This is a genomic window from Salegentibacter mishustinae (assembly GCF_002900095.1).
GTDB lineage: Bacteria > Bacteroidota > Bacteroidia > Flavobacteriales > Flavobacteriaceae > Salegentibacter > Salegentibacter mishustinae.
In genome coordinates this window covers 118,662-132,588 of record NZ_LLKN01000001.1, presented here as the reverse complement: position 1 = coordinate 132,588, position 13,927 = coordinate 118,662, and the positions used below count along the sequence as shown (strand labels likewise).

14 protein-coding genes and 1 riboswitch are annotated in these 13,927 nt (G+C 36.9%); of the genes, 3 read left to right on the top strand and 11 right to left on the bottom strand.

The features are described from left to right. A complete protein-coding gene (locus tag APB85_RS00670) occupies positions 1 to 642 on the top strand; it encodes a hypothetical protein (RefSeq protein ID WP_057480237.1) in 642 nt (213 codons plus the stop codon). A gap of 143 nt (positions 643 to 785) precedes the next feature. Here APB85_RS00670 and APB85_RS00665 read toward each other — a convergent pair whose 3' ends face one another. Together APB85_RS00665 and APB85_RS00660 are read right to left on the bottom strand one after the other, a co-directional pair. Continuing rightward, positions 786 to 1,565 carry a zinc ribbon domain-containing protein gene (locus APB85_RS00665; protein WP_057480236.1) on the bottom strand — a complete coding sequence of 260 codons (780 nt, stop codon included), beginning with the start codon at positions 1,563 to 1,565 and terminating at the stop codon, positions 786 to 788. A gap of 2 nt (positions 1,566 to 1,567) precedes the next feature. Further along, on the bottom strand, positions 1,568 to 2,662 hold the full coding sequence (locus APB85_RS00660) for a Nif3-like dinuclear metal center hexameric protein (protein WP_057480235.1): 1,095 nt from the start codon (positions 2,660 to 2,662) through the stop codon (positions 1,568 to 1,570). Positions 2,663 to 2,763: 101 nt separating this feature from the next. Here APB85_RS00660 and lpxK point away from each other — a divergent pair, with 101 nt between their 5' ends. Further along, positions 2,764 to 3,768, top strand: a complete 1,005-nt coding sequence (lpxK, locus tag APB85_RS00655; protein WP_057480643.1) for a tetraacyldisaccharide 4'-kinase — start codon at positions 2,764 to 2,766, stop codon at positions 3,766 to 3,768. Between the two features lie 103 nt (positions 3,769 to 3,871). Here lpxK and APB85_RS00650 read toward each other — a convergent pair whose 3' ends face one another. The 6 genes from APB85_RS00650 to APB85_RS00625 all read right to left on the bottom strand — a co-directional run bounded on the left by APB85_RS00650 (position 3,872) and on the right by APB85_RS00625 (position 9,992). Further along, positions 3,872 to 6,097: a tetratricopeptide repeat-containing hybrid sensor histidine kinase/response regulator gene (locus APB85_RS00650; RefSeq protein WP_057480234.1), complete on the bottom strand. Its 2,226-nt coding sequence runs from the start codon at positions 6,095 to 6,097 to the stop codon at positions 3,872 to 3,874. A gap of 39 nt (positions 6,098 to 6,136) precedes the next feature. Then, on the bottom strand, positions 6,137 to 7,144 hold the full coding sequence (gene gap / locus APB85_RS00645; protein ID WP_057480233.1) for a type I glyceraldehyde-3-phosphate dehydrogenase: 1,008 nt from the start codon (positions 7,142 to 7,144) through the stop codon (positions 6,137 to 6,139). A gap of 17 nt (positions 7,145 to 7,161) precedes the next feature. After that, positions 7,162 to 8,040, bottom strand: coding sequence for a lipoyl synthase (lipA, locus tag APB85_RS00640; protein ID WP_037315251.1), 879 nt, complete (start codon positions 8,038 to 8,040; stop codon positions 7,162 to 7,164). A 73-nt stretch (positions 8,041 to 8,113) separates the two neighbouring features. Then, complete coding sequence (locus tag APB85_RS00635) at positions 8,114 to 8,686, bottom strand: RNA polymerase sigma factor (RefSeq protein WP_057480232.1); 573 nt, start codon at positions 8,684 to 8,686, stop codon at positions 8,114 to 8,116. Beyond that, positions 8,677 to 9,780, bottom strand: a complete 1,104-nt coding sequence (locus APB85_RS00630; RefSeq protein WP_057480231.1) for a glycosyltransferase — start codon at positions 9,778 to 9,780, stop codon at positions 8,677 to 8,679. The genes APB85_RS00635 and APB85_RS00630 overlap by 10 nt, the downstream gene beginning before the upstream one ends. A gap of 5 nt (positions 9,781 to 9,785) precedes the next feature. Then, entirely contained in the window at positions 9,786 to 9,992 is a 207-nt protein-coding gene (locus APB85_RS00625) for a hypothetical protein (protein ID WP_057480230.1), read from the bottom strand. 209 nt (positions 9,993 to 10,201) lie between these two features. Here APB85_RS00625 and APB85_RS00620 point away from each other — a divergent pair, with 209 nt between their 5' ends. Continuing rightward, the gene (locus tag APB85_RS00620) at positions 10,202 to 10,819 is read left to right on the top strand and encodes a fasciclin domain-containing protein (RefSeq protein WP_057480642.1); all 618 of its coding nucleotides are present in this window, start codon (positions 10,202 to 10,204) and stop codon (positions 10,817 to 10,819) included. A gap of 128 nt (positions 10,820 to 10,947) precedes the next feature. Then, a riboswitch (TPP riboswitch) is annotated at positions 10,948 to 11,035 on the bottom strand. Between the two features lie 97 nt (positions 11,036 to 11,132). On the opposite strand, the gene murB is transcribed toward APB85_RS00620, so the two are convergent. The 3 genes from murB to APB85_RS00605 form a co-directional block, all read right to left on the bottom strand. Continuing rightward, positions 11,133 to 12,146 (bottom strand): UDP-N-acetylmuramate dehydrogenase, encoded by a 1,014-nt coding sequence (murB, locus tag APB85_RS00615; RefSeq protein WP_057480229.1) that lies wholly within the window; start codon positions 12,144 to 12,146, stop codon positions 11,133 to 11,135. Between the two features lie 7 nt (positions 12,147 to 12,153). Then, entirely contained in the window at positions 12,154 to 13,344 is a 1,191-nt protein-coding gene (locus APB85_RS00610) for a pyridoxal phosphate-dependent aminotransferase (RefSeq protein ID WP_057480228.1), read from the bottom strand. A gap of 186 nt (positions 13,345 to 13,530) precedes the next feature. Then, a complete protein-coding gene (locus APB85_RS00605; protein ID WP_057480227.1) occupies positions 13,531 to 13,923 on the bottom strand; it encodes a DUF1573 domain-containing protein in 393 nt (130 codons plus the stop codon). Between the last annotated feature and the right edge of the window lie 4 nt (positions 13,924 to 13,927).

The window sequence follows — 13,927 nt, the reverse complement described above, 5'->3', positions numbered from 1 at the left end:
ATGAAAAAATCAATACAATTACTTACAAGTATATTCCTACTAAGCATCATCCTTCAATCCTGCAGTTCAGAATCTGAAGAAACTTCAATAGCTGCTTCAGAACTTGAACAAGAACTGGCATTAGAAAACAATGGTGTTCTTAAAATTGAATCGGCTACTTACATTTTTAAATCAACTGGTGAAACCGCTAAATTTCTGCATAACGACAGGGATTTTAATTTTATCTTCCTAAATGAATTTGCATACGAGTTTCCGGAAAACGAGAAACATGCAATAGAAGGTCTAACCATCACGAATCCTGAAACAGAAGAATTTATGGTGCTTTCAGGCTTTGAAGAACTAAAAAATGGATTCGTGGAATTTGATGTAGAGTTAAGTACAGGCCAGACGCTTTCTTCAGTGTTGTATAAGCCGGGGAAAGCTAATGCATCTTCAAATAAATGGCACGGAGACCCAATGTTAGAAGAGCCTTCTCCGGTAATTGGAGCTATGATAGAACTTTCTCAGCAAGCTGCTGTACAACAATGTAGAGCTGCATCTGAAGCTTGTTCTAACACAAATGGAGTTCCTACCGTTGCATTAACTAATGGAAAAGGATGGTTTACTGCCATTGAAGCCTGCGCTATAGAATGCCACGATTAATATTAGACCAATAATTTTATAAAATAGAGGAAGAGACTGCTGCAAATGGCAGTCTCTTTTTTGTTTCTGAAACAATACAAAAAGAAAAAACCGTCTAAAAAGTAATTTTCAGACGGTTTTTATATGATTATCTAATCCAGGTTTTAAACCTTGGCGAAAAGATTTTGCATTTTCTCCTGCTCTTCTTTAGCAAGTTCTTCATCTACAAGAATTCGTCCACTATGCTCATCGGTAATGATCTTTTTTCTACCGGCAATTTCCATAATTACCTGTGGTGGGATAGTGAAATAAGAACCTCCAGATGCACCTCTTTCTACGGGTACAATAGCCAGTCCGTTTTTAACGTTGGTTCTAATTCTCTTGTATGCATTCACTAAACGCTCTTCGATATTCTTCTCGAATTCAGCAGATTTCTTGATAAGTGCCTGCTCTTCTTTTTCGGTTTCGGCAAGGATTTCGTTCAGTTCGCCTTTTTTGTGCTCCAGGTGTTTTTTCCTTTCTTCAAGACGTTCTTTAGTTTGCTCGATCACCTCTTTTTTCTGCTCAATTTGAGCGCGGTATTCCTTGATGTGTTTTTCGGCAAGTTCTATTTCCAATTCCTGGAATTCAACTTCTTTGCTAAGCGCATTAAATTCGCGGTTATTACGCACGTTTTTTTGCTGCTCAGCATATTTCTTCATGGTCGATTTAGACTCATCAATAAGATTCTTCTTACTCTTTATGTCGTTCTCGATTACCTCAATATCGGCATCCATTTTCTCCAAACGCTTGCTCAATCCGGCTACTTCATCCTCCAAATCTTCCACTTCCAGTGGAAGCTCACCGCGTACGTTCCTTATTTCGTCAATTCTGGAATCAACCAGTTGAAGGTCGTACAACGCTCTTAACTTGTCTTCTACAGTAACATCGTTCTTTTTTGCCATAGTTATATATACTTGATTGGATTGGTGTTTGTCTCTGCTAAAATAAGTGCAAAATTACTAATTTTTTTTGTAAGATAAGAATGTAATAAATCTTTTGTGAATTGCTCACTTTCATAATGCCCTATATCGGCCAAAACGAAGTTTTTATCGCCCTTATAAAAATCGTGATATTTTAGATCTGCAGTAAGGTAGATATCTGCACCAGCTGCCTTTGCTGGGTTAACGGCGAAACTACCGCTACCTCCCAACACAGCAACTTTTTTAATAGGTTTCTCACGGAGTTCAGAATGTCTTATACAGCCACAATTAAATTGATTTTTAATTCGCTCTAAAAAGCTTTTTTCATCTTCCGCAGTTTCTAATTCGCCAATCATTCCCATCCCTAAATGCTGGTTTTCGTTTTCCAGAGCATTTACTTCATAAGCTACTTCTTCATATGGATGAGCATTGAAAAGTGCCTGAAGCAACTTTTTTTCTAAATGAGAAGGATAAATAAGTCCGATTTGGGTTTCCTCTTCCAAATGAACTTCGCCTCGTTTTCCAATTACAGGATTGGCATCTTCATTGGGTTTAAAACTTCCTTCTCCTTTTAAATTAAAACTGCAATTATCGTAATTACCAATACTGCCACCACCTGCATTAAAAAGCGCTTTTCTAACTTCTGCAGCCTGTTCGTTTGGAACAAAAGTGGTAAGTTTTTTTATGCTGTCTTTACGGGGTATTAAGATCTGCCTGTTTTTAAGACCTATCTTTTCGCTTATCATATCATTTACTCCTTTGTATTGATTGTCTAGCGCGGTATGAATGGCATAAATAGCAATATCGTTTTTAATCGCTTTTATCACCGTTTTTTGCACGTAATCTTTTCCGGTGAGTTTTTTAAGTCCGGAAAAGATAATAGGATGAAAGCTAATAATAAGGTTGCAATTTTTTTCTATTGCTTCGTCTACTACGCCTTCTAAAGTGTCTAAAGTGATAAGTGCGCCGGTTACCGTGGTGCTTTTATCACCTACCAAAAGCCCCACATTGTCAAAATCTTCGGCGTATGCGGGCGGAGCAAATTCTTCAATTATATCTATAACTTCTTTTACAAGCATTTGTTTTGAGTTTTTATAAACGTAGCAGGTTGCTTTTTATTAATTTCGTAGTAAATGTTAATTCAGCTAACTTCAAATATAATTATTATAGCCCGCCCTGTATGAAGATTTTACGAAAAATGCTGATTCCTTTCGCGTTATTGTATGGTTTTGTCACCTGGAGTAGAAATTTACTTTATAACGCCAGAATTCTGAAATCTAAATCTTATGATCTTCCGGTTATCTGCGTGGGGAACCTTAATGCAGGAGGCACCGGGAAATCTCCAATGATAGAATACTTGCTGAAATTCTTGCTACCGGATTATAAGGTTGCAACTTTAAGTAGGGGTTATAAGCGAAGCACGAAAGGCTATAAATTATTAAGCGGAAATGAATCCGCTGCTGAGGTAGGGGATGAGCCGCTACAGTTTAAAAGAAAATTTAATACTGCAATGGTTGCTGTAGATGCCGATAGGCAAAATGGAATTTCAAAACTTCAGAAAGAAAATCCTGAGATTATTCTGCTTGACGATGCCTTTCAGCATAGAAAGGTTAAGGCAGGATTAAATATTTTGCTTACGGCTTATAATGATCTATACGTAAACGATTTTATGTTGCCCACCGGAAATTTGCGGGAACCTACGGTGGGAGCAGAGCGGGCTAAAATAACAGTTGTGACCAAATGCCCCCCAAAACTTACGAAGCGGGAAATGGAAACGGTTAGAGCTAAACTTAGACTGCAGAATTATCAGGAGCTTTATTTTAGCTTTATCGAATATGACGATGAAATAATTTCTGAAGAAACAAAGGTGAAATTAAATAGTTTAAAGGATAAAAAATTTACGCTAGTTACAGGAATTGCTAACCCCAAACCGCTTGTAAAGTATTTGAATAAAAAAGGATTTGATTTTGATCACAGGCTTTTTAAAGATCACCACAATTTTACTGAAGCAGAAATTGCACAATTAAATAAAGAGGAACTGCTTCTAACTACAGAAAAAGATTACGTTAGGTTGCATAAAAGTTTTAAACCTGGGCAATTGTTTTATTTACCTGTAAAGACAGCCTTTTTAAGTAGGGAGGAAGAATTTAAGCGGGAAATATTAAAATTTGTGCATAAAAAATGAGGTGATTTACACCTCATTTTTCTTTTGGCTAATTCAAACTATATATGTGTTCTTTGATATATAATTCAATTAACCTGAGATTTACAAAGCGCGTGCCAAAGGATTAAACCGTACTTTTCTTAAAAGCTAATTGCCTGTTAATTTTCAAAAAGAATTCTTCGGTTTTATAAGGTTTTGGAATAATATCGCTGAAACCATTTAGATAAAATTCATCCAGATTATCATCTAAGGTAACGGCTGTAAGGGCGATTATTGGAATTTCAGAATTGAATTTTCGAATCTCTTTCGTAGCTTCTATACCACTTATTCCTGGCATGTGAATATCCATTAGAATAAGGTCGTATTCTTTTTCCTGCGTTTTTTCTACGGCTATGGTGCCATTATCGGCCACTTCGCATTTAACCCCGTGTTTTTCCAGGATTTTACGAGTAATCATTTGGTTGATCTTGTTGTCTTCAACAATAAGTATATTTTTTCCTTCTAATTTATTTTCAACAGGTTCTGCTGCTTTGGTAGGCGTATTATTAATGCTGTTATCAACCTCTTTTGCTTCAAATTTAAGCTGAAAAGTAAAGGTTGATCCTTTTCCTAAGTCACTTTCTAAATTAATTTCACTGCCCAATAAACTGAGTAGATTTTTCACGATAGAAAGTCCCAGCCCGGTGCCCCCAAATTTCCGGTTAATTTGTGTAGAGCCCTGAGTGAAATTCTCGAAAATTGCTTTTTGCTTTTCCTTAGAAATTCCCTCTCCATTATCCTTGATCTCAAAATCCAGTAAAACGTTATTTCCTTCCCGGCTGTTTTTAGAGACATTGATCCATATATCACCGTCTTCGGTGAATTTTATGGAGTTACCTATTAGATTTATGAGTATCTGGGATATTTTTAGCGGATCTCCTTTTAATTCTTCCGGAATAGTATCATCATAATTAAAATGAATCTTGGTGTTCTTTTCGTCGGCAGAATTTTTAAGAGCAACCAATACATCTGAAATGCGCTTTTTAAGATCAAAAGAAGCTTCCATAATTTCCACCTTATTGGCTTCAAGCTTGTTGAGGTCCAGGATATTATTAATAAGAGAGAGCAGGTATTCCCCCGAAAATTTAAGTGAATTAAGATGCTCTTTTTGATTTTCGGTAGGGCTTTCTTCTAATAATAAATGCGTGAGACCGGTTACCGCGTATAATGGTGTTCTTAATTCGTGAGTAATTGTGGATAGAAATTGTGCTTTAGCCAGTGAAGCCTTTTCGGCATTCTCTTTAGCTTTGGTAAGCTCAGTATTTTTCTTCTGTAGCAATTCGTTGGCCCTGGCTCTTAAGTTATTGTTCTTATATAAAGAAAGAGTGAGTAGCGAAAGAATAGTAATGAGTGCCACACTAAGTATGGTAGTAAGTTTATTAACTTTTAGCTTGCTTTCCTGCTCGGCGTTTTGAATACTAAGTTCGTTTAAACTGCTCTGTAGCGCATCTACTCCATATTTAGCATTCGCTTGCTCTGCAAGAACTTCTTTGTTCATGGCAATTATAGAATCATTACGCGCATAACTTTTTTGAAGATATTCTAAAGAGGTCTCATAATCCCCTGTAGCTTCGTAAATTTTGCTTAGTTGTCTATAGGTGCTCATAATCATTCCCCCAAAATTTTGAGCCTGAGCAATCTCCAGTACTTTTTTGCAGTTTTCCTTAGCCAACTCGTAATTTTCAAGAGAAATATGTACTCTGGCAGTATAATAATAAAGCCTTGAAATTTCGTACATATTTTTAGAGTCGGCGAGTTGGTTTTTTGCCTTTTGTAATAAACTCAGCGCTTCATTCATGTCTCCCTGGGTTCTGGAAATCACGATGGCGCGGTTTAAAGAAACTATACCAAGATATTCCTGGTCATCTAGTTTTAAATATAATTCTTCAGCAAGATTGAGATAGCGATCGGCCCTTATTTTATTATCCTGGGCCATAAAAATTTTAGCAAAATTCACATAGCTATAGGCAAGTCCTTTTTCATCTCCTATTTCTCGTTGGATTGAAATTGCCCTGTTTAATTCAGTAATAGCTTTACTAAACTCGTGTCTTATATAATAAAGTTTTGCCAGGATACTGCTTGATAAAGCGATGAAGCGTTTATCATCAATAGATTTTGAAAGTTCTAAAGAAGAGTTTAATTGCTCAATGGCATTGTCAAAATCTAGTGTATTTACTGAAACTTCAGCGTCGTTAAGTAATTGTTGAATTTTCTCATTGGCTATTTGAAGGTCTTCGGCATCATCTTGCTGAAATGCAAAGGAAAGATTGCACCAAAATGCGACAATGATTATAAAGGTAAAGTTCTTCATTCGGGAAATTCAGCAAACGCTTAATTGAGATAAATATAGTTATTTATCATTAACCATTGAAATTAAATCGATAAGTCGACTGGAATAACCGATTTCATTATCATACCAGCCAATAATTTTAACTAATTTTCCGCTGATTACCGAAGTCATTTGCGCATCAAAAATGCAGGAATGGGGATTGTTATTTATATCTATAGAAACAATAGGATCTTCGGTATAACTTAGAATTCCCTTTAAAGAAGTATTTGCGGCTTGCTTAAAAAGCGCGTTTATAGCCTCAATGCTGGTTTCTTTACTTACATTAAGCGTCATATCGGTTAGAGAACCATTTGGTACGGGAACTCTAATTCCACAGCCACCAATAACATTACTAATATCGGGGAAAATGCTGGTTAAAGCTTTTGCTGCGCCGGTGGTAGTGGGAATTATTGATTGTGCAGCCGCCCGGCTTCTCCTTAGATCGCGATGAGGTTTATCGTGCAAACTTTGGTCTGAAGTGTATGAATGTATCGTGGTGATATATGCTTGTTCCACCTTAAAATTCTCGTGAATTAACTTCAGCATCGGAGCTGCATTGTTTGTGGTACAGCTGGCGTTTGAAATTATCTTTTCACTGCCATCCAGAATATGCTCATTTACCCCTAAAACCACCATTTTTATTTTATCATCTTCCGGCGGAACAGATAAAATCACCTTTTTTGCGCCATTGGCAATATGGTGTTGAAGATCTTTTGAATTTTTAAATTTTCCGGTGGATTCTATTACGGTATCAACTTCATAGTTCTTCCAGTCAATTTCGCTCGGATGCGAAGCGTTTAGTAATGGGATTGATTTTCCGTTTACTATAATAGTATTTCCTTTTGAAGAAATTTCAGCCGGGGAAACCCCGTGAATACTATCGTATTTAAGTAAATGTGCAAGTGTTTTAGCATCGGCGAGGTCGTTAATTGCGACTACGTTGATGCTTTTATTTTCGATTAAAAGCCTAAAAAGGCTACGCCCAATACGGCCAAAACCGTTTATGGCAATATTGATGCTTTTACTCATTTAATTCAGGAAAAAACTTAGTCGATATGTTTGTGAGCTTTATATGAAGAACGCACCAATGCGCTACTTTCTACGTGGCGAAATCCAAGATCCAGGCCAATAGCTTCATATTTCTTAAATTGATCTGGTGTAATAAATTGCTTTACCGGCAGGTGTTTTTTACTGGGCTGTAAGTATTGACCAATAGTAACTACATCTACATCTACACTCCTAAGATCGTGTAGCGTTTGAATCACTTCATCTTCTTGCTCGCCAAGGCCTAGCATAATTCCAGATTTGGTTCTATTTACGCCTTGTTGTTTCAGGTAGCGAAGCACTTCAAGACTTCGATCGTATTTCGCCTGAATTCTAACTTCGCGAGTAAGCCTTCTTACGGTTTCCATATTATGAGAAACAACTTCTGGCATTACTTCTACAATACGATCTATATTTCGCTCATTTCCCTGGAAATCGGGAACAAGAGTTTCTAAAGTAGTTTCAGGATTCATCCGGCGAATGGCTTTTACGGTTTCTGCCCAAATAATAGAACCCATATCTTTAAGGTCGTCGCGATCTACGCTTGTTACCACGGCGTGCTTAATGCCCATAATTTTAATAGAGCGTGCTACTTTTTCGGGCTCGTCCCAATCTACCGTCTCCGGGCGGCCGGTCTTTACACCGCAAAAACCGCAAGAACGGGTACAAACATTCCCCAAAATCATAAAGGTAGCGGTACCTTCACTCCAACATTCACCCATATTTGGGCAACTACCCGAGGTACAAATGGTATGCAAATCATATTTGTCTACCAGGCTGCGAAGTTCGGTGTATTTTTTACCGGTTGGAAGTTTTACCCTTAACCATTTTGGTTTGGCTTTCGGCTTTTCTTTTACGGGGCTTATAGTGTCTGTACTCATAGCAAAATTCTAGGTTTCAAAGATACAATAATCTAATTAACTGCATAAATTAGACTGTTAAGTCGGTGAAAACTTACACCGATTTCCGGTCTTCAATAATTTGGGCGAGTAATTTTTTGGCCCTCAGCAGTTTCACTTTTACATTATTCATGGGTTCATCCAGATTTTTTGCAATTTCCTTATAAGATTTCTCCTGAAAATACCTGAGATTAATTACTTCCTGGTAATGTGGCTTTAGCTGTTTGATATCGGTTAACAATTGGGCTAAATGCTGCTCGCTAATCAATTTGTCTTCAATAGTAGGAGTTTCATCGGCAATGCGATGTACTTTTTCATTTTGATCTGAAGTGGTGTGAGACCTGATAGAAGACTTTTGCTTGCGAATCATATCTACATGAATATTCTTGGAAATAGCGATAAGCCAGGTGCTAAAAGAATAATCTTCATCAAAGGTTTCAATTCTTTTAAATGCTTTAGAAAAAGTTTGAATGGTAATATCTTCAGATTCGTAAGCGTTGCCGGTTTTTTTAAGCTGAAATCCATAAACGCTGTCCCAAAAAGTATCGAGCAGATAATTAAAAGCCGATTGACTCCCGTTCTTGGCAGCTTTAATTTTAGTAAGAAGCAATTCCTGATTTATTTCCAATGCCGGGGTTTTGAAATGCTGTTCGCTATAAATATGCCAAATTGGGTAAAGATTAAAAATACCTCTAAAAACGGAAATAACCAAACGACATCGGTCTCCTGAAGTTTTTGTGCCGACTTTGCATAAACGATGGCTTGTACCAGTAAAACAAGGGCTGCGCAACCTAAAACCAGCTGCCATTGATACTGAAGAACTAATAAAATTGCCAGCAAGATCCAGAAAAAGAAGCGAGAGGCATAAAATAAGCCCAGTAATACTTTGTCTTTTGTTTTGTAGAAGCCTGCCACAGATGCGTGCCTTCTTTTTTGATGCAACCAGGATTTTAAATCTGCTTTCGGAACACTTCGCGTACTGGCTTCAGGATGATGACAAATAAAGGTGTTTTCGAAGTTAGCGGCTTCATTTACAAAAAGGTCGTCGTCCCCAGAACGCAGGTGTAAATGATTTGCAAATCCCTTTTGATCGTAGAATTGTTTGGAGGTGTAAGCTAGATTTCTTCCTACACCCATATAAGGATTTCCTAATTTTGCATAGGAAAAATATTGAATCGCTGTAAGTAAGGTTTCAAAGCGAATAAGCTTATTAAGTAATGATTTGCTATTTTTAAAATACCCGCCATAGCCTAAAACTATACTTTTTTCTTGCTGAAAACCGGTAGCCATATGCCTTATCCAGTTTCGGCTTTGCGGTGCACAATCGGCATCGGTGAAAATTAAATAAGGATGCTGAGCTTTTTTAATCCCGAGGGTAAGAGCATACTTTTTATTGGCCCAGAATGCTTCATTATTCTGAACATCTACTAATTTTACCCTGCCATCAAGAGCTTGAAATTCTTCAATAACTTCCAAAGTATTATCTAAGGAAGCATCATTAATAATAATTACTTCAAAATTGGGATAATCCTGATCCAGAATGGGAGGGAGGAAGTTTTTAAGATTTTCGGCTTCATTTTTAGCGCAAACAATAACCGAAACAGGCAAATTTGCTTCACCGGGATTTATGCTTTTATCCTTTGCAAACGCGAAGAAAGCCAGGTAAAAGCCCAGGATAATTATTGAAAAGAGTAAGAAAAATCCCAGTAGAATTGTTGCCATTGAATCTAATTAGCCTTCTTTTCTCCAGAGCAATCAGACATTTCATCGGGCATTTTTCCGCAGAAACTGCAGGCTTCACCTTCTTTATTTAAAAACGGACTTTGGCTGGCGCAGGTTCCTGCAAATTTACCGTCTTTCTTACCCCATATTTTAATGGCGATTCCGGCAAAGGCCAGTCCTAAAAGTAGAATTGTTATTAAAAATAATTGCATAGCTATACTTTTTCTAAAGTTTCAAAAATATTCCTGAAGCGCATTTCAGAAATAGTACTGCAAAAATAACAATAAATTGACGTTTGGGAAAATCCAAACGCATATTAGCATAAGCTTTACACACTTTAACTAAAATTTAATCGCAAAGCACTGTATTTGTCAAGTTTACGTAATAAATTAGTTTGCTTAAACCACTAAAAACTAAATTTATGAAATCTAAATTTTTATTAATACTGCTGGCAGCTTTTGCATTCAGTTTTACTTCTTGTGAAGACAATAAGAAGAAGGAAGAAGAAAAAGCTCAAATGGAGCAGGAAGAAGCAGAGCGTCAGGCTGAAATGGAAGCTGAGAAAGAGAGTATGGAAATGGAATCTAACAGTATTGCTGCTAAGGCAATGGCAACCGATTCTTTAAGCACTTTGGTTAGTGCACTAAAAAATGCAGAACTAGCTACCACTTTTACTGAAGATGAAGGTCCATATACTGTTTTTGCACCTACAAATAGCGCTTTTGAAAAAGTTGATAAAGCAACATTAGACGAATTGATGAAGAGTGAAAATAAAGATCAATTAGCTGGTGTATTGAAATATCACGTAGTAGATAAAGAAATTACCGCTTCAGATCTAAGTCAAATGATAGAAGACGGAGACGGAGAAGTAACTTTCGCTACTATGGAAGGTGCAGAACTTACCGCTATGAAAGACGGTGATAATATTGTACTTAAAGATGGAAATGGTAATACAGCGACCATTATTGCTACAGATATTGAAGCTTCTAATGGAATGGTACACCTTATTGATGGTGTAGTAATGAAGAAAGCTTCATAAAACAGCATTATTAAAAATTATAAGAAACCCGTCAGGAAACTGGCGGGTTTTTTTATGAAGATATTGAAACAAAAAAAGCTTCATTCTCTCTAAAGAAAATGAAGCTCTCTCTTAAAAAGACAATGAAGTCCTTAAGATTCAATATTTCCTACGCTGGGATTATCCAGATCAGGTTTTTGCGGGTATTTCTCAGCCTAAGCACCCCGATATTGATTCTATAAATATAAGAATATTTTATGGGTTAAATTGCTGATATTAAGCTAATTATAATGATTTTTTTTAAGTTTGAAAGTTGAATAATTTCTTATTGGAATTAAATAACATTTACCTCCGGCTCGAGTTGAATACCGTATTTCTTATAAATCTTATTCTGAATTTCTTTGGAAAGTGCCAAGATCTCCTGCCCGGTTGCATTTCCATAATTCACGAGAACCAATGCCTGGTTCTTATGCACTCCCGCGTCGCCTTGTCGGTAACCCTTTAAACCGGCTTGATCTATAAGCCAGCCCGCCGGGATTTTAATTTGATTGGCGTGCAAAGCGTAAAAAGGCATTTCAGGAAATTGCTTTTGCAGTTTTTTGAATTCCGTTTCCTTAATTACGGGGTTTTTAAAAAAACTACCGCTGTTTCCTAGTTCCCTTGGATCTGGTAATTTCTGTTGACGAATGCTTATAACCGCATCAGAAACATTCTTAATCGTTGGCTTCTCAATATTATGTTTATCCAGTTCTGCCTGGATCGCACCATAGGAAGTGCTTAACTGGTGATCTTTTTTACTGAGTCTGAAATTTACAGAGGTAATAATATATTCTCCTTTCAATTTATTTTTAAAAACAGAATTTCGGTAGCCGAATTCGCATTGCTCAGCGCTAAAGTTGTCTATTTCCAGCGTTTGAATGCGCATAGCTTCGCAAGATTCAAAACTGTCTTTTAGTTCAACGCCGTAAGCACCTATATTTTGAACTGGTGCCGTTCCTACATTGCCCGGAATTAAAGAAAGGTTTTCAAGTCCGCCGTAGCCTTTTTCAATACAATATAAAACAAATTGGTGCCAGTTTTCGCCGGCACCAACTTTTAAAACTACTTCATCACGGCTTTCAGAAATAAGTTCAATTCCTTTTAAACCGATATGTACAACTGTTTTGTCTATATCTTTGGTGAGCAGCATGTTGCTGCCGCCTCCAAGTACAAAAATTTCTGAAGCATAGGCTTGCTGTAAAACATCACGCAATTCATCGGTGCTGTGCACAGAGATGAATTTACGGGCCATTACGTCTACTCCAAAAGTATTGTAATTTTTTAGAGAAAAATTTTCAGCAACCTGCATAGATAAGCTATTTGTTGTATTCTTCCAGAGCTATCTTAAGAATTTCAATGGCTCTTTCCAGGTTTTCTTTCTTCAAAACATATGCAATTCGCACCTGGTTCATCCCGGTATTAGGGGTAGAATAGAAGCCGGCTGCCGGAGCTACCATCACAGTTTCTTTATTGAATTCGAAACTTTCCAATAACCACTGTGCAAATTTATCGGCGTTTTCTACAGGTAGTTCTGCGATACAGTAAAAAGCACCTTTAGGTTTTGCTACTTTAACACCAGGAATTTTTTCTAAACCTTCAATTAATAGGTTTCTTCTCTCGGTATATTCTTTATTTACTTCGTCAAAGTATTCGTCTGGCGTATCTAATGCAGCTTCTGCAGCTATTTGAGCAAAAGTAGGCGGACTCAACCTTGCCTGAGCAAATTTCATTGCAGCAGTCATTACTTCCAGGTTTTTTGAAACCAGGCAGCCAATTCTCGCACCACACATACTATAACGCTTAGAAACAGAATCTACCATAATGGCGTTTTGTTCCAGCCCGGGAATACTCATAATAGAATGATGTGTTACACCATCGTATGCAAATTCACGATAAACTTCATCAGCCACGATAAATAGATCGTGTTTTAGCGCTAAGTCGGCTAGCTGCTGAATTTCTTCACGCGTATAAAGATAACCGGTTGGGTTTCCAGGATTACAAAGTAAAATAGCCCTGGTTTTATCGGTAATTAGTTTTTCAAATTCTGAAATTGGCGGAAGCGAAAAATTATCTTCTAAAGATCCTTTAATTGGAACGATTTCCACGCCAGAAGCCGTTGCAAAACCATTGTAGTTTGCATAAAAAGGCTCCGGAATAATCACTTCATCGCCGGGATCTGTAATACTTCCCATGGCAAACATCAAAGCTTCAGAACCTCCGGTAGTAATAATAATATCTTCGGCATCTACCGGGATATCATTCTTACGATAATATTTGGCTAATTTGGTTCTATAAGATTCAAAACCTGCAGAATGGCTGTAAGAAAGTACTTCAATGTTGTTATTCTTAACAGCGTCTAAAGCCGCTTTTGGAGTTTCAATATCTGGTTGCCCAATATTTAATTGGTAGATTTTTTTTCCTTTTTTTACTGCTGCTTCAGCAAAAGGAACTAATTTTCTTATTGGAGATTCGGGCATATTGCGCCCTTTATTCGAAATATTTGGCATGAGATTGATTTTAATACATTGCAAAAATGCAAAATTCCTGCAAGATTTTAAGGCTAATTAGTGTTATTATTCAACTAAATTAAAGATGAAGTTTTCAAGTTAATTTTTAAATTTCAGGCATAAAAAAACCGTTTGCAGTATTTCTAACTTAGCAAACGGCATTTTTAAAAATTGAATTCTAAATAATTAACGGCTACTGTTATCTTCTTCAATAACTCTACCTTTAATTTTTAGTGATTTTGTAGATTCATCGGCATTAGAATAAACGGTTACCGTCTTTCTAATTGGTCCTACAAGCTTAGTGTTGTATTTTACCTGAATTTCACCAGTTTCACCCGGTTGAATTGGATCTTCCGGCTTTTTAGGAATAGTACAACCACAGCTCGATGTTACATTGGCGATAACTAATGGTACGTTTCCGGTATTAGTGAATTCAAAAACACGTACGCCGTCACTTCCCTTTTTTATTTCGCCATAATCAATAGTTTCAGATTTGAACTCTATTTTGGCTGTTTCCTGTGCCATTGCAGTGCCTATACCGGCAACAACAAAAATGGCAATAGCAATAAACTTTTTCATAATT